The organism is Streptomyces sp. NPDC002787 (assembly GCF_053592095.1).
The window spans coordinates 102022-126036 of record NZ_JBSFVC010000020.1 but is presented as its reverse complement, the minus strand read 5'-3'; the positions used below and the strand labels follow the sequence as shown (position 1 = coordinate 126036).

14 protein-coding genes and 1 pseudogene are annotated in these 24015 nt (G+C 72.7%); 6 read left to right on the top strand and 9 right to left on the bottom strand.

Annotated elements, in window-relative coordinates; genetic code table 11:
• Positions 1 to 46: 46 nt before the first annotated feature.
• The 7 genes and pseudogenes from ACWD26_RS27140 to ACWD26_RS27110 all read right to left on the bottom strand — a co-directional run bounded on the left by ACWD26_RS27140 (position 47) and on the right by ACWD26_RS27110 (position 15557).
• On the bottom strand, positions 47 to 1900 hold the full coding sequence (locus ACWD26_RS27140; RefSeq protein WP_451274402.1) for an Hsp70 family protein: 1854 nt from the start codon (positions 1898 to 1900) through the stop codon (positions 47 to 49).
• The gene (locus ACWD26_RS27135) at positions 1897 to 4041 is read right to left on the bottom strand and encodes an Hsp70 family protein (RefSeq protein WP_451274400.1); all 2145 of its coding nucleotides are present in this window, start codon (positions 4039 to 4041) and stop codon (positions 1897 to 1899) included. The genes ACWD26_RS27140 and ACWD26_RS27135 overlap by 4 nt, the downstream gene beginning before the upstream one ends.
• A 62-nt stretch (positions 4042 to 4103) precedes the next feature.
• The gene (locus ACWD26_RS27130) at positions 4104 to 4487 is read right to left on the bottom strand and encodes a hypothetical protein (RefSeq protein ID WP_451274398.1); all 384 of its coding nucleotides are present in this window, start codon (positions 4485 to 4487) and stop codon (positions 4104 to 4106) included.
• On the bottom strand, positions 4487 to 10534 hold the full coding sequence (locus tag ACWD26_RS27125; protein WP_451274396.1) for a CHAT domain-containing protein: 6048 nt from the start codon (positions 10532 to 10534) through the stop codon (positions 4487 to 4489). Before ACWD26_RS27125 ends, ACWD26_RS27130 begins: the two co-directional genes overlap by 1 nt.
• Entirely contained in the window at positions 10531 to 13077 is a 2547-nt protein-coding gene (locus tag ACWD26_RS27120) for a tetratricopeptide repeat protein (RefSeq protein WP_451274394.1), read from the bottom strand. Before ACWD26_RS27120 ends, ACWD26_RS27125 begins: the two co-directional genes overlap by 4 nt.
• Positions 13078 to 13133: 56 nt before the next feature.
• Entirely contained in the window at positions 13134 to 13607 is a 474-nt protein-coding gene (locus ACWD26_RS27115) for a hypothetical protein (protein WP_451274392.1), read from the bottom strand.
• A 550-nt stretch (positions 13608 to 14157) separates the two neighbouring features.
• Positions 14158 to 15557 (bottom strand): annotated as a pseudogene (locus ACWD26_RS27110) (IS1380 family transposase).
• Positions 15558 to 15794: 237 nt separating this feature from the next.
• On the opposite strand from ACWD26_RS27110, the gene ACWD26_RS27105 reads away from it, so the two are divergent.
• Together ACWD26_RS27105 and ACWD26_RS27100 are read left to right on the top strand one after the other, a co-directional pair.
• Positions 15795 to 16487: a response regulator transcription factor gene (locus ACWD26_RS27105; RefSeq protein WP_451274390.1), complete on the top strand. Its 693-nt coding sequence runs from the start codon at positions 15795 to 15797 to the stop codon at positions 16485 to 16487.
• A complete protein-coding gene (locus ACWD26_RS27100) occupies positions 16484 to 17935 on the top strand; it encodes a HAMP domain-containing sensor histidine kinase (protein ID WP_451274388.1) in 1452 nt (483 codons plus the stop codon). The genes ACWD26_RS27105 and ACWD26_RS27100 overlap by 4 nt, the downstream gene beginning before the upstream one ends.
• Positions 17936 to 18135: 200 nt before the next feature.
• Here the strand turns inward: ACWD26_RS27100 and ACWD26_RS27095 are convergent, their stop codons facing one another.
• Together ACWD26_RS27095 and ACWD26_RS27090 are read right to left on the bottom strand one after the other, a co-directional pair.
• Positions 18136 to 20286: an MMPL family transporter gene (locus ACWD26_RS27095; protein ID WP_451274386.1), complete on the bottom strand. Its 2151-nt coding sequence runs from the start codon at positions 20284 to 20286 to the stop codon at positions 18136 to 18138.
• An 86-nt stretch (positions 20287 to 20372) separates the two neighbouring features.
• Positions 20373 to 20516 carry an aromatic-ring hydroxylase C-terminal domain-containing protein gene (locus ACWD26_RS27090; protein WP_451274384.1) on the bottom strand — a complete coding sequence of 48 codons (144 nt, stop codon included), beginning with the start codon at positions 20514 to 20516 and terminating at the stop codon, positions 20373 to 20375.
• Here ACWD26_RS27090 and ACWD26_RS27085 point away from each other — a divergent pair.
• From ACWD26_RS27085 to ACWD26_RS27070, 4 genes are all read left to right on the top strand, one after another.
• Positions 20487 to 20744: a transposase gene (locus ACWD26_RS27085; RefSeq protein ID WP_451274382.1), complete on the top strand. Its 258-nt coding sequence runs from the start codon at positions 20487 to 20489 to the stop codon at positions 20742 to 20744. The two genes, ACWD26_RS27090 and ACWD26_RS27085, sit on opposite strands and share 30 nt — an antisense overlap.
• Positions 20741 to 22363 (top strand): IS3 family transposase, encoded by a 1623-nt coding sequence (locus ACWD26_RS27080; RefSeq protein WP_451274380.1) that lies wholly within the window; start codon positions 20741 to 20743, stop codon positions 22361 to 22363. The genes ACWD26_RS27085 and ACWD26_RS27080 overlap by 4 nt, the downstream gene beginning before the upstream one ends.
• 172 nt (positions 22364 to 22535) lie before the next feature.
• A complete protein-coding gene (locus ACWD26_RS27075; RefSeq protein WP_451274378.1) occupies positions 22536 to 22805 on the top strand; it encodes a hypothetical protein in 270 nt (89 codons plus the stop codon).
• Between the two features lie 13 nt (positions 22806 to 22818).
• Positions 22819 to 23778, top strand: coding sequence for a Rieske 2Fe-2S domain-containing protein (locus ACWD26_RS27070; protein WP_451274376.1), 960 nt, complete (start codon positions 22819 to 22821; stop codon positions 23776 to 23778).
• The last annotated feature ends 237 nt before the right edge of the window (positions 23779 to 24015 follow it).

Sequence of the window (24015 nt, the reverse complement as noted above, 5' to 3'; positions counted from 1 at the left end):
CTCGGCACCGGGACGGCCGGTGTTCGTGCGATCTGCCGGGCACTCATCAGCGTGGGACGCCACCCCGGGCTCCGTGGTTTCTGCCGGGGCGGCCCAGTCGCTCCAACAGGGCCTGAGCCGCACCGTGTTCAGGATTCCACGTGAGGCACCGGCGCAGCGCCTCGATCGCCTCGTCGCGCCTGCCGCGCCCGTGCAGACGGTCCGCGTGCCGGTAGGTGCGTTCGGCGAGCAGTTCGCGGACGCGGGTGTTGGTGGGGTCGTGGTCGTAGGCGCAGCGCAGCCAGCGGTAGGCGTCGGTGAAGTGCTCGGGCGAGGAGTCGGCCATGGCTGCCGCGCAGTGCACATGGATCATCGCATCCAGCAGGTCGGGTCCCGACGCGCCGTCGTGGGCGGCCTGCCAGGCGGCGTGCGCCGTGCGTACGGCGCGGTCGTACCGGCCCTGCGTCAGCATGTCGCGCGCGGCGGCGAGGAGGCGCGCGGCGTCCTGGTCCGCCGGGTGCGCGGACTCCGCGGGCCGGGACGGCTCGGATCGTCCTGACGGCTGGGATCGTCCTGACGGCTCGGATCGCGCTGGCGGCTCGGACCGCCCGGACGGCTCGGCGGCGTCCGGTGCCCGGGGTGCGTCGAGGGTGCCGAGGGTGTCGAGCAACGACCGGGCCTCGGACACCAGCGCCTCCAGCAACGCACGCGCCTCGGCCACCTGCCCGCGCGCCGCCAACTCGCGGGCCCTGGCGATGTCGTGGGGAGCGGCGTCCTCCACGGCCGGGCCGGACAGGAGGGTGACGCTGAGCCGGGGCGCGTCCGCCAGCGTGTCGTCCGACGCCTCCTCCGACTCCAGGGCGAGCCCGTCGAGCCCCGACGGCGGCAGCCCCGCGAGCCGCGACGCGTGCATCAGGGCGCCCAGGGCGAGCAGGTCGGCGGAGGCCGGCACGGTCGCGCGCCCGAGCCCGCGCACCCCCGACCGGACCGTCTCCAGCCGTGTCCCTCCGCCCACCAGCAACAGCGTGTCCACGTCCCGCGCGGCCATTCCCGACTGCTCCAGGAGGGTGTGCGCCCGGCCGAGGGTCCGCCGGACATGCCGGTCCAGGAACGCCTCCTGCTGGTCACGGTCGAACCGCAGCCGCTCCGCGGCTCCACCGGGGACCGTCTCCAGCACGGCGGAGCCGTCACCGTCGGGTGCGCCGAGCCGTTCCCTGATCTCCTGCACCCGGGCGCGCAGCCGCAGCCAGTCGCCCTCGTCCAGCCCGTCCGGATCCGTACGGTCCCGCACGGCCCGAGCCACGGCGCCCAGCCCGGCCTCGTCGAACGCCCGGCCGCCGGTGCTCGACGCGGTCTCGTGTCCGAGAGCCCGGTAGCGGCCCCGCGCACCGCGCACCAGGCCCAGTTCGAACCCGCCGTACCCGAGGCCGTAGACGAGGCACGTGCTGCTGCCCCGGCCCGCCGTGTGTCCGATGACCGCGGCCATCGCGTCGCCGATCAGCCGCACCTCGGTGAGTCCGGCCGCGAGCGCCGCGTCGAGCAGAGCCGCCCGCTGTGCCGAACGGTAGGCCACGGGCACGGAGATGACCGTCTGGGTGATCCGGCCGGAGGCCGCCGCCTCGACCTGTTCCCGCAGTTCCCGCAGCATCCGGGTCACCAGCTCGTCCGGCGTCGTGCGCACGCCGCCCACGAGCACCGCCCGCCCACCGCCCAGCCGGCTCTTGAGGCTGGGGAACGTGACCGGAAGCGGCCCGGCCACGGCGGGCTCGCACAGCAGCCACGGCCAGTACGAGGCGGACGGCGTGAGCCGCCGCACCGGGCCCCCCGGCCGGCCGAACGCCGCACGCAGCCCCGTACTGCCGAAGTCCAGCCCGAGCCCGATCCCGTGACCGCCCGCCCCCGTGCGCCGTGGCGCGGTCACGCGTCCACCGCGTCGTCAGGGACCCGCAGTATCCCGCCGAAGCGCTCCGCGTCCCGCAGCGCGGACACCCTGCGCGCGCTGTACGCCTGCGCCACCAGGTTGGCGAGATTACGGGCCTGCTGGTCGGTGTGGGCGCGGTTGCCCTCGGCATGGGCCTGCTTCACGTAGCCGACCGCCTCGTTGATCCGGCGGGCCGTGTCCGGCGGCGCGCCGTCCGCCGCCAGCTCCGCGTGCAGGAACTGGCTGGCGTGACCGCAGTGGTGGTACATGCCGTCGACCAGCAGTTCCGTCAGGCGCTGGTACTCGCCGCTCTCTCCCAGCAGCAGGGCCTGCCCCGCCTGCTCGATGTCCCGGCGGAACTTCATCTCCTGCAGGTGGTCGACGTACGTGCCGTACCGCTGGAGGAACCGGTCCGCGTCCCGTTTGGCGTACTCCAGGCGTTCGCGCAGCGTGGCGCTGTCCGGCTCGGCCGGCGCGGCGGGCGGCTGCGTACGAGGCTTCTCACGGCTCGGCACGGCCTCCTCCAGGAAGTTCATCCTCGGCACGGCGATCGTCACCCTGATGTTGCGGTTCGCGTCGTAGTTGAACGACACCTCGACGCGCTCGCCGATGTCGACGGGCTCCGGCAGTTCCAGTTCCACGACGCCCTGTTCCCGGTTCTTGCTGGCCACCGGGCTGTTGCCCTCGTACACGGGGACGCGGATGACCTGGCGGTCGGTGGCCTGGAACACCTCGGTGCACGGCTGCGGCAGCGGGTACGCCATGCCGCTGCGGATGATCGGCACGAACACGTCGCGCTGCGAGCCCCGGACCGCGGCGATGCCCATCGCGTCGCCGGTCACCTCGTGCAGACCGATGTCGCCGACGGCGCGGGCGTTGGTCAGGCTCGTCCCGCACGCCGAACACACCGTGTCCGACTCCTCGTTGAGCTTCCGGCAGTCCGTGTCGGGGCACTCCACACCGTGCAGGGTCCCGGCGAGGATGCCCGCGCCGAGCGCGACGCACTCCATGGGGTTGATGTTCCGGCGGACCTTCTCCTTGCCGAAGCAGGCCTCCACCGCCTCGTACACCGGCCGCATCAGCGTCCCGCCACCGACCAGGAGCACGTCCGTGATCTGCTCCGGGCTCAGGTTGTCCTGCTGGAGGGTGTCGCGGACCAGACGCATGGTGCGCTCCACGAGCGGCGCGGTCACCTCCCGCAGGTCGGCCCGCGTCAGGGGCATGTCGACGTCGACGACCACGCCGTCGTCGCTCTTGTACGCGGCGGGGATGAAGACCACCGTCTCCGTGGCGTCGTTGAGTTCCCGCTTCGCCTGTTCGGCGAACTTCTTCGCGGTGAACTGGAACTTCTTGTCCGCGGACGGGTCCACGGCGTGGTTCTTCCGCACCCACTCGGCGATCCGGTCCACGAGGGCGAGGTCGAAGTCGTCCCCGCCGAGCCAGTCGTCACCGGCGAACCTGCGGACGGTGAACTGGGCGTTGCCGGCCCGGTCCCGGGTCGAGTCCAGGACCGAGATGTCGAACGTGCCGCCCCCCAGGTCGTAGACGAGGATGCGGCTGCGGTCCCCGTCCCGCTTGTCCAGGCCGAAGGCGATCGCGGCCGCCGTGGGCTCGTCGATGATCTTCTTGACGACGATCCCGGCGAGCTCGGCGGCCTCCCGCGTGGCCGCCCGCTGGGCGTCGCCGAAGTAGGCCGGCACCGTGATCACCGCGTGGGTCACCTGCCGGCCCAGGCTCCGCGAGGCGTCCTCGACCAGCTTGCGCAGGATCGCGCTGGAGACCTCGGCCGGGGTGACGCTGCGGTCCCCGAGGACGACATGCGCACGTGGATCGTCGTCCGGGCCGGGGACGATCTCGTACGCGAGGTTCTCCCGGGCCCGGACCACCTTCGAGTCCGTGAAGTCACGGCCCATCAGCCGCTTGACCGACACCACCGTGCCGTCGAGCTGGCGGGCCGCCCGATCGAGCGCGGTCCTGCCGACCAGCAGCGACTCGGAGCCGTCGGTGCGCAGGAGACCGACCACGGAGGGTGTCAGCGCCTCGCTCTGCCCGTTGGGGACCACCCGGGCCTCCCCGCGCTCGGGGTCGTAGCGCGCGACCCCGCTGTTGGTCGTGCCGAGGTCGATGCCGATCGATGTCATCGCTGTTGCGTCCCTTCCCCTGTCCGCACCGTCCGCCGTCCCCTTCCGTCGCCCGTCGCCCGTCACGCGTCGAACCGGATCAGTTCGTCCAGCAGCCGGGCGGCCCACGGAGGAGGCGGTCCCGCGGGCGCCGCCGGACCACCGTCGGCCGTACCGCCGGCGTCGTCCGCCTCGTCCGTGCCGTCCGCCTCGTCCGTGCCGTCCGTGCCGTCTCTGTCGTCCGCGTCGTCGATGTCGTACAGGAAGAGATCGAGCAGCAGGCGCCGACGCGGGTCGCGCAGGTCGTTCCAGGCCTGCTGGGTGTGCGGGTTCATCAGACCCCGGGCCAGCAGCTCGAAGGACACGTCCTGCATCTCGGCGTGCGTCGTCCACGGCGTCACCCCCACCGGGGCCAGCGCCTCGTACGGCGACGGCGCGCCCGGCACCCCGGAACCGTCCTCGATCATCACTCGGTCTCCTCCTCCACGTGTTCCGCCGGGTCCGGCAGGGCGTCGAGCCGACGGCGGACCATGTCCAGCAGCAGGCTGCGTATCTCCGGTGCGGACGGATCCGCGCGAACGGCCCGGATCAGCAGGTGCATGGCTCGCGGGAGGTCCCCCGCCCCCGGCTCACGCGGCACGAGTCCGGCCAACCGCCGTGCGTACGACGGCAGATCGGTCTCGTCCGGGGGCCGCTCCCGCGCCATCGTCCGCATCAGCTCGGTCAGGCCGTCGATGCCCAGCTCCCCGGCGACCAGGGTCTCCAGCGCGTTCAGCGTCTCTCCGAGCGTCTCGCGGTAGGCGCCGTGCGCCAACGGCTGCCCCAGGCCGGTGTGCAGCAGCACGAGCGCCTCCTCGACGGCCCGCAGCCGTGCGGAGGGGGCGGACGCCCGCTCGTCCATCGTGAAGACCAGCGACCGTACGAGGTTGTCCCGGGCGTGGCCCGACTCGGGGTTCAGCGCCAGCGCCCGCCGCAGATCCGCCTCCGCCCCCGGCACGTCGAGCGGCAGCCCGTACCGTCGGCGCGCCGAGGCCCGCCACACCCCGCGTTCCGAGAGCACCTTCGACAACTGCGCGTCCAGCCGGCCCGCGAGATCCCGGGAGAGAGGGCGCAGCACCGGCCCGACCTCCTCGATCAGCGTCACCGCCTCGTCCAGGGCGCTGTCCCGCTGCTCGTGGTCCACCACGTCGCGCAGCGCCTCGACCCGCCCCAGCACCATGTGCGCCACGGCCTGCTTGGCGCGGGCCTCCATCCCGGCCTTCGCCGAGGCCCGCACGGCCTCGGCCCACTGCGTCACAACCCGCTCCACCCCGCCCGAGCCACTGGTGAGCGCCGCCTGCGCGAGGGCGAGACGGGCCTGCACCGCGAGCGCCGTACCGTCCTGCACCAGCCGGGCGCGACGTCCGGGCAGCCGCAGATACGCCGGGTTGCGGCGGGCGAAGTCCTGACAGTGACCGCACTCCTGGAGGTGCGCCGCGAGGTTCGCGTGGGCACCGGGGCCCTCGCAGTCCTCCGGCAGGTCGGTGAGCGTACCGAGCGCGGGCAGCGCGTCGAGGGCCTGCTCGAACCGGTGCGCCTCGGACAACGCGGAGGACCGCGCCAACTCCGAGAAGGCCCACCGCAGTTCACGCACCGCGTACTCGCCCGGGTCCTGCCCTCGGTGGGCCGCGGCGCTCAGTTCGGCGGCCTGCTCGGCCAGCGGGACCTCGAGTCGGAGCATGCGCAGATAGCGCGGGCCGCAGGCCGGCGCGCCGCCCGTGCCCGGGACCGACGGCAGGCCGCCCACCTGCCTCAGCACCCGGGCCCCGCCCAGCTCCGCCTCGAACACACCGGTCAGCTCCCGGTACGCCTCCGCCTGCGCCGGGCGGCCCTGCTCGGTGTGGCGCTGCTCGGCCGTGGCCAGTCGCTCGAAGAGGTGGCGACTGAGGGCCCAGCACAGCTGGGCCATGTCGTCGGACGTCACGTTCCGGTGGTAGCGGCTCGCGCGTTCGGTACGCCAGCCGTCCCAGTAGTCCTGGTCGCTCAGCAGCGCCGCCCAGTACACGAGCGCCGCTTCCCAGGCGCGCACCGCGTGTTCCCAGGCACCGCTGTCCTCGAGCTCGCGCGCCTGCCACAGGCGCGCGACGGCCAGCCCGTGGACCACCGACATGTCCCCGGGAGCCGTCGCCAGCCGCTCCTCCCACGCCGCGACGGCCGCGTCCCTGCCCCGCGCCAGCAGGAGCAGCAGCGGGGCCTCGCGCGGGAACTGCTCGCACAGGGCGGCGAGTGGGTCGGGGCCGCCGTTCGGCACGATCCGGGTCACCGCCTCGCGGACCGCGGCCGGCGCGTGCCACCGGTAGAGCAGGGCGTCCAGCTCCAGCCGCAGCCCGGGCAGCCGCAGTCTGTCCCAGGCCACCCGCTCCGACCAGTCCCAGGTTCTGCCGCCCAGCTCCATCAGCGTGAACGACGCGTCGTTCACGATGTCCATGGACGAGTCGGGGCCGATGCCGGCGTCCCGCAGAGCCCGGTACGGGAAGGTCGCGTCGCGCAGTGCGAAGGGGTCGGCCACCAGTGACTCGCCGATCGGGCCGTCCGCCCAGGGCAGCGCCCGCAGTGTCCCGCGCAGCTGGGCGGCCCGCGCCCCGGCCTCCTCGTGGCCGTCGCCGGCCCGTTCGTACGCCTCGGCCGCGGCGGCGAGGCGGCCCCGCTCCTCCAGCAGCCGGCCCTCGCAGTGGGCCAGCCTGAGGTCGGCGTCACGATGGTCCCCACAGCCCCGGAAGGCGTCGGCGGCCCGGTGCCAGTCCCGCTGCGCCTCCGCCAGTCGGCCTCGCGCGTAGCCGGCCATCCGGGGCGCGTCGGAGTGGGCGCGCAGCGCCTCCGCCACCCGGCGCGCCTCCTCCCAGTCGCCCTCGGCCTCGGCGGCCCGGGCCCGCGCGTACTCGGCACGTACCGCGGCGTCCGCGAAGCCGCCGTGCTCGGCGAAGGACTCCGCCAACTCCTCGTAGCTTTCCTGGATCGCACGCCACCGTTCCGCGTCGTCGGCGGCGGTCTCGTCGATCCTGGCGCGCGCGTACCGCGTGCGTGCGGCGGTGTCGCCGTGGTCCTCGGGAAGCCCCCGGTAGGCGGTCAGCGCTTCGGCCCAGCGGTCCGCCCGCTCGTGCAGCCGTGCCGACGCGTAGCCGTGCAGGCGCGTCAACTCCTCGTCCCCGTCGGCGAAGCCCGCGTAGAGGTCCCGGGCGCGTTCCCAGTCGCCCTCGCTCTGCGCGTGCATTCCCGCGGCCTTGCATCGCAGCAGCCCCACCGCCCCGTCCAGTGCCTTGTCCGGCACGCCGTCGAGATGGCCGAGTACGGAGGTCCAGTTGCCGGGTGCGGATGCTTCCTGCTGTGCGGCGAGGCGGGCACGCGCGTACTTGCGGCGGTGGCCCACATCGCCGTCCGCGTGGCCGTCCGGAAGCCCGCCGAAGCCGTCGACGACGGCGCTCCAGTCCCCGCGCGCGTAGGCGGCACGAGCCCGGGCGTACAGCAGCAGTTCGGCCGGCGGCTCCGGGAAGTCGTGGACCTCCGCGGGAACTCGGGCCAAATGGTCCCGGGCCGCCTCCCAGTCCTGACGCAGGGCGCACAGCCGGCCGAGCGCGTACGGGCGCCGTGGACCGGCGTCGTCGTGCGTCGAGTCCGCGTACGCCTCGGCCGCCGCTGCCCAGTCCCCGGCCGCCTCCGCGATCCGCCCCTCGGCGAATCGCCGCAGCGACCGCGCCTGGCCGTCCGCCTCCGGGAGAAGGCGCAGACACGCGACGGCCCGGTGCCAGTCACCCGCACCGGCCGCGGCGTCCGCGCTGTCGCGCACCCGCCCGCGCAGGACGTCGATCCATCGCCCTGGGTCGGGCAAGGGGGCCGACAGGGAGTGGGCGTCGGCCACGTCCGCCGACGGACTGTCGCCCGACGCCGCATCCATGGCCGCTGACGCCGCTTCCATGGCGGCCAGGGCCTCGGACCAGGCGCCGTTCTCGGCGGCGGCGCGCCCATGGGCGTGGTGGGCTCGCAGGGGGCCGTCGATGAAGCCCTCGGCCGTGGCGAAGTGATCCGCCGCGTCGGCCCACCGCTCGTCGGCCTCGGCCACCCGCCCGGCGGCGTAGGCGGCCCAGGCCGCCGCCTCGCGGGGCGGGGCGAACACGAACGCCGTGGCGGACGAGAACGGGGCGGCGAGCGAGAGGAGGGTCTCGCCCCCACCCGGTTGCGTCGCCGCCGGTCTCCCGAGCTGAGCGCCGGGCACCGCCCCTTCGCCGGGTCGCGGGCCGCCCGGGGCCTGGTCGAGACTGCCGGAGCCGGAGCCGGAGCCGGAGCCGGAGCCGGAGCCGGAGCCGGAGCCGGAGCCGGAGCCGGAGCCGGAGCCGGGGTCGGGGGCGGGGCCGGGGCCGGGGCCGGAGCCGGGGTCGGAGCCAAAGCCGGAGCCGGAGCTGGGGCCGGGGTCGGAGCCAAAGCCGGAGCCGGAGCCGGAGCCGGAGCCGGAGCCGGGGCCGGAGCCCAAGCCGGAGCCGTGCTCGGGAACTGAGCCGGGGTCGGATCCCGAGGCGTGGTCGATCGCCTCCGCGAACGCCGCGTCGGCGGTGTGCCAGTCTCCGGCCAGCGCCGCCACGCGACCCCGGGCGTGGGCCGAGCGGACCGGCGTGTCGTGCAGCGTCGGACAGGATCCGTAGGCGGCGGTCGCGGCGCGCCAGTCGCCGGCCTCTTCGGCCGCACGGCCGCGCGCGTACGCCGCCCCCTCGACGGCCGGACGGTGACCGGACCGGTGGCCGAGCGCCTCGGTGTAGGCCGCCTCGGCGGCGGCCCAGTCGCCCGCCGCGCAGACCTTGTCCGCGCGGGCGCAGGCGTCCGCCAGACGGAGTTCCTCGCGCGCCGTGTCCCGCAGCCCCACCGCGTCACCGAAGCCCGCCGGCCGCAGGGCCAGGATCTCCTCGCAGTGGTCCAGCGCCGTGGCCCAGTTCTCGCACCGGGCGGCCGTGTGCGCCCCGTCGAGCAGTTCGCTGAGACGGCCGAGTCGCCTGACCTCCTCCTCCAGCACGGGGAGCCACGCGTTCTCGTCGTCCGGCACCGTCTCACGGATCCGCGCGAGGGCCTTCGCCGCCTGTTCCGCCCGCTCCCCGTCGAGCGACTCGCACAGCGACTGCACCTGCGGCCAGAGAAGTTCGTGGCCGGCCTCCGCCCGCAACTGTCGCTGCTCGGCTTGGAACTGCTGGGTCCGGCTGGCCAGGACGCGCTGTACCTGCTCCCACTCCCCGCTCAGCCGCTGGAATCGGGCCGCTTCGATGAGCTGAGCCGCCTCCAGATGGCCCGTCGGGCTGTGGAACGCCCGCAGTGCCTCGTCGCCCCGCCGCAGCGGATCGTGCGCCGCGTGCCCGTCGTCGCGCACCTCGCGCGCCTTGAACAACCAGCCGTGGCGGCACTCCTCGTGCAGGAACAGCGCCGGAGTCGCCCACTCGACGGCCGTGTGCCCGGGCACGTGGGAGATGCACCGGCGGGCCCGCGCCAGTGCCTCGTCGATCGTCAGGTTGGCGGCGAGGCCCTGCAGTAGTTCGGGCCCGAACACACCGGCGGCCAGATCGCTCACCCGGCCCCGCATGGCCACCACGGCCGGCACCCCGCCCCCGATGAGCGCCTGGGCCAGTCCGGAGAACGGCTCGGTGCGCGCGCTGTCCGCCCCTGAGCAGAGGTTGAGCACCACCAGCCGTAGCCCGGCCACTCTGAGCAGCATGCCACTGAGCAGGTCCGAGGGAACCCGGTCGGTGCCGCCGTCCGGGGTCTCCAGATGCACCACGCCCTTGCCGAGTTCGTCGTCGTACGTCCCGTGGGCGACGAGGAGGACGGCGGTGGGCAGGTCGGAGTGGTCACCGAGCGCGGACTCCAGGCGCTCGCGCGTGGCCCGTTCCACCACCGTCGTCTGCACGGCTATCTCGGGCAGTGCCCGCAGCGCCTTGATCTCGGCCTCGGCCCGCAGCGGCGGCAGTCCGTCCTCGGCGGGGGAGGCGCAGACGACCACCAGCCGGATCAGGCTGGGCTCGGCGGACGCGTCGGGCACCCGTCCGCCGAGCGGCCCGCCCTGCAGCGAACGGACGAGCGAGATTCCGTCCTGCAGGGCCCATGCCTGTCCCGGGTCGTCGGCGGGAGCGCACAGGGCCTCCAGCGGGAGCGCGGACAGCGCCGGGGGCAGGTCGAAACGAATACGCAGACCGCGCGGGGGTCGCAGGGCCCGCGCGCGATCGTGGGCGCTGCGGACGTGTTGCTGGATCCGCCCGCCGAACAGCAGGGCGAAGACGTCTCTGCCGAGATCGCGCAGCCGGGGGGCGGTGTGTCTGTCGCCCAGCGGAGCGCGACCCAGTTCCGCGTCGATCAGTTGTTCCCATCGGGCGCGGAGGGCTTCGACCGCGCCGTCGTGGACCTCGATGACGTCCACGGCGCCGGCGGGGCCGTTCGTGGTCACCAGATGGCGGTGAGCGCCGATGGGGCGGACCCGCAGCCGCAGCTCCTCGTACTCCATCATCCCGGCAGGCCTCCGATCCGGCCCTGCGTCAACTCCGCGCGGACCATGGCGAGTTCGGTCGCCACCTGATCGCGCAGCTGCGTCAGTTCGAGGTCGCCCGGGAAGTGGGCCAGCGCGTCCGTGAGACGGTCCGCGGCCTCCTGCAGTCTGTCCCTGGCGCCGACGAGGCTTCCGGAGTACCGCGACCGGACCGCGAGGACGCGCAGGACGACGACGAGGTTCACCTGGGCGCGCAGCAGATGCGGGTTGAGCTCCACGGCGCGGCGCAGATCGGCGGCCGGGGCGTCCAGTCGCTCCGGGTCGCCGTTGGCCCGGGAGATGCCCCGATCGACCAGCACACGCGCCAACTGCCCCTTGAGGCGGTCGTGTCGCCCGTCGCCGAGAACGGTGTGGGCGGCTTCCAGCGTGTCGCCCGCGGCGCCGAAATCGCCGGCCCGGTGGAAGGCCTTCGCCGCGCCGAGCGCCGTACGGGCGATCGTGTCCTGGACCGATGCGTACCGGTCGAGGGCGCGGCCGTGGGCGAGGGCCCGCCGCCAGCACTCCGTGGCCTCGCGGGCGTCCAGGGCGCCCGGGGCGAGGGCCGCACGTCCCAGCGCGAGCCGGGCCTCCAACGCACACGCGCGGGCGTCCCGCATCAGCAGCTCGTGTCTGCCGGGAGATCCGGCGTACGCCGGATTGCGGGCGTCGAAGCGGGGACAGTCGGAGTCGCACACGACGGCCCGGTCGCTCCGTCCGCGAGCCGGGTACGGTGCGCCGTGGCCGCCGTGGCCGCCGTGGCCGCCGTGGCCGCCGTGGCCGCCGTGGCCGCCGTGGCCGCCGTGGCCGCCGTGGCCGCCGTGGCCTCGGTGGCCCCCGTGGTCTCGGTGGCCCCCGTGGTCCCCTTGGCCCCGGTCGGTGTCGCGAGCGCGGCAGTCGGGACAGCGCAGGCCGGGCAGCGTCGCGAGCGCGTCCCGTGGTCGGCCGAGGCGCAGCAGGGCCTGGGTGAATCCGAGGTGGGAGAAGGCCCGGCGCAGGGCCGGTGCGGCCTCGCCCGAGGCCGCGACGAAGGCTGCCAACTCCTTCTCCCTGCCGAGTTCCACGATGCGGGTCGGCCCGCACACCAGGGGCGCGGCGCCGCCCGGGAGGGGCACTCCGCCTGCCTCCGCCAGGAGCCGGGCCGCCTCGATCTCGCGGTGCAGCACCACTTCGGGCTCGGGCCGGTCACCGCCGGAGGCCTCCGGCAGGAGCGCTTCGAGCCGGGTCTGGAGGTCGGTACGCAGCGTCGTGACCGCGGCGTCGTCGACCGGTATGCCGTAGCGAGCGGCTGCCTCCGCGCGCCGCCACCGCCAGAAGTCCGGGTCGTGGAGCAGCCCGGCCCACAGGGTGAGGGGGCGTTCCCAGGAGCGGTCCGAGCCGGTGCCCGCGGACGCGGGATGCGGGTGCCAGGCCATCACGGCCAGGGCGTGTGCGACACGGCGGTCGGCGGGAGCCGCGCGGGACACGGCGGTGAGGACGGCGAGCCCGTCGTCGCGGCGTCCGCCTCGGCAGAGAGCGACCGCGTGCGCGACGGCCGACCCGCTGTCCCCGGAGCCCAGTTGACGGGCCCGGCCTAGCAGCGCCGCGCTCCTGTCCCAGGCGTCGGTGGCGCTCCCTCGACGGCCGATGACTCCGGCGCCGGCCAGGGCGGCCCGTGCGGCCGTGCCCAGCAGCCGGGCGACCTCGCGCGGTGTGCCGCCGGCCAGGGTGGCCAGCACCCAGCGGGCCTCCGCGTCCAGCCCGCCGGCGTGGTCCGCGGAGCGTAAGTCGGCCAGCGCGTCGGTGTGCCGACCGAGCCGTACGCGGACGTAGGCGCGCTGGACGAGGCTGGGGCCGTGCCCGGGGGAGAGGTCCAGGGCACGGGTGAACCGTCGCTCGGCCGTCGGATACGCGTGCAGGTGCGCGGCGGCGCAGCCGAGCCAGTACAGCGCGTCCCGGCCCGTGGGGCACAGCCGCGCGGCCCGGCGGAACTCGTCCTCCGCCCGCGCCGGTTCGCCTGCCCTGAGCAGCGTTCGCCCGAGCCCCACGTAGGCCCGGGCGGCGAGCACCGCCACGTCCGCGCCCTGCTCGGACGACGTGCCGCCGTGCCCCGCGCCGTGTAAGAAGACCGTGCCGCGTACGCCACTGTCGGGCCCGGCGCCGTGTGTGGAGACCGCGTCCCGTTCGTCGTCGGTCCCGGTGTCGTGTACGAAGACTGTGTCAGGTTCGTCGCTGTCGGGCCTGATGCGGTGTGGGAAGTCCGTGTGTCGTTCGCCGCTGTCGGGCCCGGCGCCTTCTGCCGAGACCGTGTCCCGTCCGTCGCTGTCGGGCCCGGTGCCGTGCGCGGAGCCCGCGCCCCGTTCGTCGCTGTCGGCCCCGGCGCCTTCTGTCGGGACCGTGTCCCGTTCGTCGCTGTCGGAGCCCAACCCCGTACAGGTCAGCGCCGCCCGGAAGGCCCGGGCGGCCTCCGTCCGGGCCCCGGCGGCCAGGAGGGACTCGCCCTCCGCGCAGTTCTGCCGGGCCCGGTCCAGCTCATCGGGCCGCACCATGCCCTCAGCCCCCGTTCCGTGGCGCACGCCCGACGCCACCGTCGTCCCTCGTGCCCTCAGCCCGCCGCCTCGTCCAGTTCGGAGCGCCAGCGCCCGAGCGCCCGATCGTAGTGGAGAGGTCCGACGGAGAACCGCGTCAGATCCAGAACCGCCAACTGCTCATACGCCTCCTGAGGCAGCCCCGGTTCCAGCACGATTCTCAGCCCGGTGCGCTCGTCCTGCAGCACCAGCGGGCGAGGGGCGGTGTCCTCCCCGGTGACGCCGGGCCGGACGAGGCGGCCCACCAGGTCCTTCAGCACGCGGTAGCCGTCCTTGACCGCCTCGCCGCCCAGCCCGCTGAGGAAGGCCTGGAGCGGTAGCGCCGCCAGGACGAGCCACTGGAGTTCCGCCGGACCACGGTGGGCCAGCACCCGCCGAACCCGTACCGGCAAAAGCCCCAGGCCGTGGAACCGCTCCGTCAGTTCCCGCTGGAGTTCCTCCGACACGTCCTGGGACACCAGCAGTTCCGCGCGCAGCGGCGCCTGGGTCATGACGGCCACCTTCCCGGCCCCGACGGCCTGTTGGTATGCGTGAGCCTCGTGCGGCGCCCGAGCCTAGGGCTGTCGGGGCGCCGGATGCCACTTGGGAGCCCACCTCCGCCGGGACACCCGCAGGCTCGCAGACGGTGGTCGGGTTGGGCCCCCTCGCCCTCAACCGCACGCCGATCCAGTTGCGGAGCGGTCCAGCTCGATGTACTTGATACATCTCGGCGCGGCAGGCCCTCCGTTCGACCGTCAAGCATCACGGCCGAACGAGGATCAGCCAGTTACAACTGATCACGACGCACAGCAAGAAGGCCCAGATCTCTGACCTGGGCCCTCTTCGTGGAGCGAGTGACGAGTATCGAAGTCGAGCTCCCCGGCTTGGGAAAGCGACGGAGCCTAACCTCCCCGTTTCGCTTCGCGTGGCTGAGCTGGTCGGGTCGCGGTGAAGTGGTGGTTTCGGTTGCTCGTGGCCGGGTGGGCGTGGCCGGGGCCCGACGCGCGGGTCGGGGTCTCCTGGGTTCCTCGGGTCGCGGGTGGTCAGGGGCGGTGCCGCGGTTCAGGTGGCTGGCCGTGGCAGGGCCGTGAGGCGGGCGAATGCGCTGGTCAGCTCATTCCGCCAGGGCCAGGTTGCGGAGATCCGCAGGCGCTGGCGGCGACCGCCGCGCGTGAGGCGGGCAGCTGCGTGCAGCAGCCGGTAGCGAAGCTTCTTCGGCTCGGCGATGGCCAGTTCGCCTTCCAGCAGCGTGCGCATCCAGGCGAGCAGGTCGAGGGCGGTCAGGGACAACTCCAGCCAGGTGGCGTTGATGTGGAAGTGGCGGGAGGGGAAGCGGCCGAAGCCGGTGGTCTTGCCGCTGCGGATGCGGTCTTCGACGCGGGCGTGTGCGCGATGGCGGGCCTCCAGGTGCTGCACGGAGCCCTGGCCGTAGGGGGTGTCGGTGAGGAAGACCTGGTGGCGCATGCCCTCGTCCAGGTCGAACAGCGAGAGCTGGGCACCGGGGTGCGGGCGTTCGCGCCGGACGATGGCCCGGGTGCCGTCCGGGCAGCCGGCCAGGTCGATCATGCCGGTCAGCTCGGCGACTTCCGCGCCCTCGCGCAGGGTGCCATCCTGTGCGAGTGCGGGATGCCAGACCTGCTCGGGCAGGGCTCGGATCGCGCGGCGGACCGGCTCGGTGACGGCGTATCCAACGGAGAAGTGGGCGAGGGTCCCACGTGAGTGCAGGGTGCGTATGTGGTGCAGGAACGCTTTCGCTCCTCCGGCACTGTCCGCGCGGATGAGGACCGGTGCGCCGTGGCGGTGGGTGTCGGGGATCTGGGCAAGCGCCTGGTCAAGGACGGTGATGTGGTCGGCGGCGGTGTTGGCACCGGCGTTGCCGGGCTTGAGGACTCCTGCCGGGGATTCGCCGGTGTTGTCCAGGAAGCACAGCAGCGGGTGATAGCCGAAGCCGCGCTTGTAGGTCGCCGCTGCCTGCTCTTTCTCGGAGTGGCAGGTGACCAGGGTGGCGTCGAGGTCCAGGACAAGACCGGGCAGGTCGCGTCCGCCCGCGCGGGCTGCGGGTATCCCTGCCCTGGCCTCGGCAGCTTGCAGCCAGCGATCTCCCGGGCGGTGGCCCTGGCCGAGCGCAGGCGGGCGAGTGCAGACGGGTCGATGCCGGCCAGCAGGCGCCAGGCAGTCGCGGTGGAGGCGACGGGGCCGAAAACCTCTGCTTGGTCGCGCAGCAGGGCCAGGTCCGCTCTCGCCTCGCCGCCGTCGGCGAGCATGACCGCGAGATCTACCGCGATCCGGCCGGGGTCGTGCCCGGTGCCACGCGGTCGCAGCCGACACAGTGCGTCCGTGAAGGCGCTGGTCAGGCCAGTGACATCGCAGAGATCGGCCAGCAAGCGGGAACCGGCGTGGCTGACCACCCCATGACCGTCGGCCGACACGACGAGCCTGGGACGCGACCGGGTAGGGTTCACGCAGAAGTGCCTTCCCGCTGTGATGACAGAGACCTTAGACAGGCCTCATCTTCCCAGCTCAGAAGGCACTTTCGCTTTTCCGTTCAAGCCTCGGACACCGCCGCAAGTGAAACGCGCAGGTTAGGCATCCGTAAGAGCACGGCCGCGGGCACCACAGCGGCGACGCTCTAATCCTGGCCTCAGGTTGATCGGGGACAATGAGCGGCAAAAACATCGACTGGAAGGGGGCGGGCCGGCGTGCGGATCATGATCGCGGATGATGAAGCGGCCATCCGTGAGTCGCTGGAGCGGGTGCTCCAGGTCGAGGGTTACGACACCAGCACCGTCGCCAACGGTCTCGCCGTGCTCGACGGGGTCGGTGGGGCCGACGGCGACACGCTGGATCTGCTGATCCTCGACGTGATGATGCCCCGCCTCGGCGGGTTGGAGACCTGCCGGCGGTTGCGGGCCGCGGGTCGGGATCTGCCGGTGCTGATGCTGACCGCCCGTGACCAGGTCTCCGACCGGGTCACGGGGCTGGACGCGGGCGCCGACGACTACCTGCCCAAGCCGTTCGCCACCGAGGAGTTGCTGGCCCGGGTGCGGGCCCTGCTACGCCGGCGCACGCCGACCGGCGGGGAGGCTCAGATCCTGTCGTTCGCCGACGTCCGGCTCGATCCCGACAGGTTCGAGGCGTGGCGGGGCGGGCGGCCGCTGCGCCTGACCCGGACCGAGTTCTCCCTCCTGCAGGTCCTCATGGGCAACGCGACCCGGGTCCTGACCCGAGACGCGCTGTTCGAGGCGATCTGGGGCTTCGACATGAGCGCCACCGCCAACAACCTCCAGGTATACGTGAGCTACCTGCGCCGCAAGATGGAGGCCGAGGGTGAGCCGCGATTGATCTACACGCTGCGCGGCCTGGGTTACGTACTGCGGGAGACCCCTCCGTGAGCAGGCCCGCCGGCCGGGAACCGCGCCGGCTGACCCGATGGTGGCGCCGGCGGTCCCTGCGGACCAGGCTGACGGTGATCGCGGCGACGGCCATCGCGGTCAGCGTGTTCGTGGCCTTCCAGGTGGCCAGCGAACTACTGGGCTGGGAGCTGCGGGACACCGCCGAGAATCAGCTGCGCGCCGACTCCCGCGTCCTGGCGACGAACGCGCAGCGCGCCGGTCTGGCGCAGGTCCAGCTACCGCCGTATCCCGGATCAGGTCGGCTGGTGCGGGTCATCCTGCCCGACGGCTCGACCCGGACGCCGGCCGGCCAACCCGCGCTGCCCCCCGTCAGCGAGCACGCCGAGCGCGTGGCGCGGGGCGCGTCGACCGACCTGATGGAGTCCAACGACAGCGACGAGGACGGCTACCTCATCTACACGCTGCGGGCGGGCGACGGCGCGGTCCAGGTGGCCCAGGTCGCCGACGACAGCCCGATCAACCAGTTCGGGTTCGGCATGCTGCTGATCGGGCTGCTCTGCGTGGTCGGCGGCGCCCTTGTCGGGCGGACCGTGGCGCGGACCGGGCTGGCACCGATCGACCGGCTGACCGCCGCCGCGGTACGTGTCGCGCACACCCGGGATCTCCACGCCGACATCCCGGATGAGGGCGGTGGGGAGATCCGGCGGCTGATCCAGTCGATCAACGACATGCTCGCCGCGCTCCGGGACTCCCGGCGGGCCCAGCGGCTGCTCGCCGAGGACGCCGCCCACGAGCTCAAGACCCCGCTCACCAGCCTGCGCCTCAACGTCGAGCTGCTGATCCGGCTCGATCGGCGCGGCACCCTGGACAGCGCACTGCCGGCGGAGAGCCGGACCCGGCTGCTCAACGATCTCGGCGCCCAGGTGGCCGAGTTGAGCACCCTTGCCGCCGAGCTGACCGACCTGGCGCGCGGTGACGTCAGCGACGAGAACACCGAGCTGCTCGACCTCGCTGACGTGGTGGCGGCCGCCGCGACCCGGGCACGTTCCCGCGCGCCCGACATCGAGGTCGCGCTCGACGTGACCTCCGTGTGGGTGAGCGGGCGTCCCGCTGCGCTCGAGCGGGCGGTGCTCAACCTCATTGACAACGCCGGCAAGTGGTCCCCCGCGGACCAGCCGGTCCAGGTCCGGCTCCGTGCCGAGGACGCGTCGGTGGTGCTCGAGGTCGACGACGCCGGGCCGGGCATCGACGCTGCCGACGTACCGCGGGTGTTCGACCGGTTCTACCGTGCCGACAGCGCCCGGGCGTTGCCGGGATCCGGTCTGGGGCTGTCGATCGTGCAGCGGGTCGTCGACGCCCACGGCGGCCGGGCCAGCGTCGCCCGCTCCGCACGCGGTGGTGCGCTGCTTCGGGTCGACCTTCCGGCCGCGGCCCCGCCCGCCCCGATCGCGCGGCTCACCGCCGGGGAGGACACCGCGGCGGGCTGACCCGCCCGGCGGCGCGGCGCAGGACGAGGGACGGCGGCCCTCGGGCATGGCCCCGCGCGGCTCACCGTTGGGGCTGGACACCGCGGTGCGCCCCAGCCCCGGCGTGTGGCGCAGGACCAAAGGGCGGCGGCCGTCGGGCCCATGAAAAAAATCCGGGACGGGCCTGGGGCCCGTCCCGGATCTCGTCCGTGCCGCCGCCCTCACCGTTGCAGCGCGGGCTCCTCGTCGTCGGCGAGCGACTGTTGACCGTCCGGCAGCTCCGCCGCCGGACGGGACAGCCGGCTCGGCCACCACATCCGCCGGCCGATCAGCAAGGCGAGGGCGGGCACCAGGACCGACCGCACCAGCAGGGCGTCGAGCAGCACGCCGAAGGCGACCAGGAACCCGACCTCGATCAGCATCACCAGCGGAAGTGTGGCGAGGACCGCGAACGTGGCCGCCAGGACCAGGCCTGCCGAGGTGATGACGCCACCGGTGGCCGAGAGGGCTTTGAGCATGCCCTCTCTGGTGCCGAGACGCACGGTCTCCTCCCGGGCCCGGCTGGCCAGGAAGATGTTGTAGTCGACGCCGAGCGCCACCAGGAACAGGAATGCCAGCAGCAGCACCGAAGAGTCGACACCCTTGAACCCGAGGATCGTGTCGAAGACGAACACGCTGCCGCCGAAGGCTGCGGCGAACGAGACGACCACGGTGGCCATCAGGACCAGCGGGGCCAGGATCGCGCGCAGCAGCAGCCCGAGGACGATCAGGACGACCGCGAGCACCAGCGGGATCACCAGCTTCTCGTCGCGGCTGGTGGTCACCTCGGTGTCGAGGTTCTCCGCGCTCGGCCCGCCGACGATCGCTTCCGCCCCGCGCACCGTGTGCACGGCGGTGCGCACCCGCTTGATCGTGTCGTACTCCGCGGCGGTGTCCGGCGCGTCCTTCGGGAACACGGAGATGTTGGCCCAGCCACCGCTGGTCTGCTCCGGGATGGCCAAGGCCACCCCGCGAGTGTCCTTGACGATGTCGAGCACCCGCTCCTGGTGCGCCGGCCGCGCGAAGACCGTCATCGGCTGGCCGCCGAGCTCCGGGAAGTGCTGGCGCAGAACGGTGAAGCCGGTGACCGACTCCGGCGCGGACAGGAACTGGTCCTGCTCCCGCAGGGCGCCGGTGTTGCCCGCCAGCCCGAGGGCAAGCACGCCGAGGACTCCGAGCGAGCCGAGCGTCGCCACCCACCGGCGGCGGCTGATGGCGGTGCCGAGCCGTCCCCACAGCCCCGGCTTCTCCTCCACGGCCGTGCTGAACCGCGGGATGGCCGGCCAGAAGATCCGCCTGCCGAGCACCACGAGCACCGCCGGGAACAGCGTCAGCATGGCCACCAGCGCGCACAGGATGCCGGCCGCACCGATCGGGCCCAACCCGCTGGTGCTGTTCAGATCCGCGACGAGCAGGCAGAGCAGGCCGGCGACCACGGTGGCAGCGGACGCGACGATGGCCGGCGCCGCGCCCCGTAGCGCATGGACCATCGCGACCCGGACGTTCTCATGGTGGTGCAGTGCCTCCCGATATCGAGCGATGAGCAACAGCGCGTAGTCCGTGCCGACGCCGAACACCAGGATCGTCAGCAGCGCCGAGTTCTGGTCGTTGACCACGATGCCGAAACCCTTGACGAGCAGGTAGACGGTCCCCATCGAGGTCAGTGCGGCCGCGCCGACGGCCACCAGCGGGATGATCCACAACACCGGGCTGCGGTAGGTGAGGATGAGCAGGAGCGTGACGACGACGATGGTGGTGAGGAGAACCTGCACGTCGATGCCATCGAAGACGGCATCCATGTCGCCGTCGATCGCGCCCGGGCCGGTCACGTCGAGTTCCAGGCCGGAGGGACGGTCCTTCGCGGCATCACGCAACGGGCCGACGATGTCCTCCGGTGCGCCGTAGGCCGTGCCCACCTCGAGGGTGAACATCATCGCCTTGCGGTCGGTGGAGGGGCTCAGCGGCGAGCCCGCGTCGTCCTCGCCGGCCGCCGCCGTCGCCTTCGGCGGGTACCGCTTGGCAAGGGCGTTGTAATGGCGCTCGATCGTCGCGCGGTCGGCGTCGGTCATGCCGCCGGCGCGGTGGTACACGAAGACGAACGTATTGCTGTCCCCGCCGGGGAGACGGTCGTCCAGCACCGCCACCTTGGTGGACTCGGCGCTGGCCGGCAGGGTGTCCACGGCGCTGTCGGTGGTGACCGAGCTCAACTTTCCGCTCAGCGGCACCATGCCCACCGCCAGCACCAGCCACAAGCCAATCACCAACCACGGCACCCACCGGCCCGCCAACCGGCCGGTCGGCGCTCCCCCGGACGGCGCTGCGTTGACTGCCATCACTAGCCTCCTACATACGGGTTGCATCGCTTATCTGGATGCCGACTTCCTACGGAGCGAACCTGAGATGACTGTTAATGCGGTGCTCAGGCCGGTTGGCCGAACCACGTGCCCGGCGCACGCACCAGCGTGGTGGTGTCGAGGTCCTGCCAGGTGGGCAAGGCCCGGGCGACACAGCCGTCGGGCCGGATGAGCAACGCGTGCGGCCTCGGGCCGTCCGGTCGCGGCACGTCGCCCGGGATCTGGGCATCCACAAGGAAGCCCTGCGGCAATGGGTCCGCCAGGCCGAGACCGACCAGGGCGACCGGCCCAACCTGCTCAGCACGGCCGAAAAGAGTGAACTCGCCCAGCTCCGGAAGGAAAACGCGGAGTTGACAAGGGCGAACGAGATCCTGAAAGCCGCCTCGGTGTTTTTCGCGAAGGAGCTCGACCGGCCCCGCACGAAGCCGACGCGGTGATCAACCATCTCCGCGACGACTTCGGGGTCGAGCCGCCGGCCTGTCGGGAACTGGGCCTGTCGGTCTCGGCATACAACGCCCGCCGCAGGCGGCCGAAGTCCGCCCGGCGTCTGCGCGACGAGCAACTGCTGGCCAAGATCCGTGCAGCTCACGCCACGTCCGGCGAGACCTATGGCGCCCGCAGGATCCACCGCCAGCTGCGGCGCGAAGGAGTCACCGCGGCCCGCTGCACCATCGCGACGAGAGCCATATGCGGCAGCGTCGGCCGTCGAGCATCCGTCCGGCCTCTGCACCGCGACGGTTTTAAACGGGTTCTAACAGTCGTCTCAGGTTCGCTCGGTAGGAAGCAGGCATCCAGACAAGCGATGCAACCTGTATGTAGGAGGCTAGCGATGGCAGTCAACGCAGCGCCGTCAGGGAAAGCGCCGCCCGGGCGGTTGAGGTTAGGGGCGGCCACCATGGTGCTGGCGACGGCGTTCGCTGTCGTCGCCTGCGGGTCGGACGCCGACAACAGTGCGGCGCCCGCCGCGACCGGATCGCACGGCGCGCACGCGAGCGGGTCGTCGGCTCCACCGCAGCCGCTGCGCGCCGGCGAGCGGTTCGTCGACCTGAAGATGGCCGAGGCATACACGCCCGCGCCGCCGGAGGGCGGCACGGACGAGTACCGGTGCCAGATGATCGATCCGGGCCTGACCAAGGCGGCGTTCCTGACCGGGACCCAGTTCACGCCGGAGAACGTCGCCATCGCACACCACGCCATCGTGTACGCGGTGCCGCCGGGCGGCGCTGCCGCGGTGCGCGAGAAGGACGCGAAGACCCCCGGCCTCGGCTGGCAGTGTTTCGGCGGGACCGGCGTGGACGGCGCCGAGGTGGAAGAGGGGGAAGCGGCGTGGGTGGACACCTGGGCGCCGGGCGCCAAGGAGACGCTGCTCGACCAGGACGCCGGCTACAAGCTGGAGCCGGGCGGCCTGCTCGTCCTCCAGATCCACTACAACCTGCTCGCGACCGACGGCAAGTCGGCCGGGTCGGACCGCTCGGCGGTGCGGTTGCGGCTGACGGACGGCACGCCGCAGACCCGGGAACTCGAGACGTGGTCGCTCGACGCGCCGACCGACCTGCCCTGCGCCGCCGACGAGTCGGGTCCGCTCTGTGACCGGGCGGCCTCGATCGCGGACGTGACGAAGCGGTTCGGGCCGGATGTCGGCGAGATGGCGGACCGTCAGGTGGAGGAGTGCAACCAGGGCGGCGCGCCGAAGCCCGGTGACACCCAGACCTGCGACCACAAGGTGGAGGCGCCGATGACGCTGTTCGCCGGTTTCGGCCACATGCACATGCTCGGGCGGGCCATAAAGGTCGAACTCAACCCGGGCACGCCGAAGGCCAAGGTCGTGCTGGACGTGCCGCAGTTCGACTTCGACAACCAGCGGCTGATGAAGCTGCCGTCGCCGGTGGAGATCGGCCCGGGAGACACCCTGCGGGTGACGTGCACGCACGACGCGGGGCTGCGCAAACGCCTGCCGCAGCTGAGCAAGCTGCCGCCGCGCTACGTGGTGTGGGGCGACGGCACCAGCGACGAGATGTGCATTGGCATCATGGCGGTCTCCCCGCGCAAGTCCTGACGAGGCGTCGAACGTGTGTGAGCTCACTGAGGTCAACAAGCCGAAAAACAGCTCTGAGCTCACACACGTCCGCACTGAACTCACACCCGTGCGGCGTCGTGGCGGTCGGACGGGCGGTGACCTGGGCGGCTGACCCGGCAGCGGAGCGATCGATCACCTGCTCGGACGCTCCATGAAGGTCGAGGTCAACCCCGGCTCCACCGATGCCCACACCATTCTCGACGTGCCGTCGTTCAACTTCGACGCCCAGAAATACGAGCAGTTGGGCACTCCCTTCGTCCTCAAGGCCGGAGACAACCTCCGGGTCACCTGCACCCACGACGCCGGGCTGCGCAAACTCCTGCCGCAGCTGAAAAAACTCCCGCTGCGATACGTCGTGTGGGGTGACGGCACCAGCGACGAAATGCGCACCGGGATTCTCGTCGCCACACCTGCGACATGAAAGGCGACTTCTCTTGTCCCCCACGCCCTCCCCCGGCGAAACAACGCCACGGGCCGATGCGCCACTACGGACACCGATCTGGGCACTCCTGCCGCTACGCGTCTTCCTCGGCGGCACATTCCTCTATGCAGGCCTCTCCAAAATCCTCGACACCCACTACCTGGACCACACCTCACCCCTCGGCGTCCACGCTCAGATGCTGCACGCCGCGACAACCTCCCCGATCGGCCCGCTGGTGTCATTCGCGGCCGAACACCCGACCGGCACCGGCCTGGTTGTCGCCTTCGGCGAGGTCGCTGTCGGGCTGGGTACTTTGCTCGGGCTGTTCACCCGTATCGCCGCACTCGGCGGGTTTCTCCTCGCGCTGAGCTTCTTCCTCACCGTGAGCTGGACGACCCGCCCGTACTACTTCGGCGCCGACATCGTCTTCGCAGCCGCCTGGACCCCGCTGCTGGTTGCCGGCGACGCAGGCCTGTTCTCCACGACGGCCCGCCTGCGCGCCGCGATACGCCGTCGTCGCCAGCCGAACTCCACCCCAGACGACGTCAAGCGACGCATTTTGCTCTGGGGCGGCCTGATCACCGCGACGACCGCTGCCCTCGGCGGCGGCGTCATCGCCCTTACCCGTCGCACCACCACCAACCCGAAACCGAGCCAGCCAACAGACCCAGGAACGAACTCTTCGACAGTGATCGCTGCGGTCTCTGCCGTCGCCGTCGGTTCGTCGACAAGCTTCACCACACCGAACGGTTCCGCCGCATACCTGTTACGCCCCTCGACCAACACCTTCATGGCATTCCTCGCCACCTGCACACACCAGGGCTGCCCCATCACGCCCACAGGCTCCGGCTTCCGCTGCCCATGCCACGGCTCCACTTTCGACGGCAACGGCCAAGTCACCGGCGGGCCGGCAACAAAACCCCTGATCAACGTGCCAGTGCAAGTCGTCGACGGGCAGGTCACCACCGCGTAACCGGACCCAAGCCCGGTGTCAAGCGTCCCAAAGGGATGGCGCCGGAAGTACCGTCGAAGTTGAGCGATGGCCGCGGCGGCGAGACCGACAAGTCCGGAGTCCGGCTGCGCCTCACCGACGGCACCGCCGCCACCAAACCGCTGGCAACACTGATGGTGCAGGCTCCGATCGAACTACCCTGCGCCACGACGAATCCGGCCCGCTGTGCGACCGGGCCGCTGCCGTCGCCGATGTCGC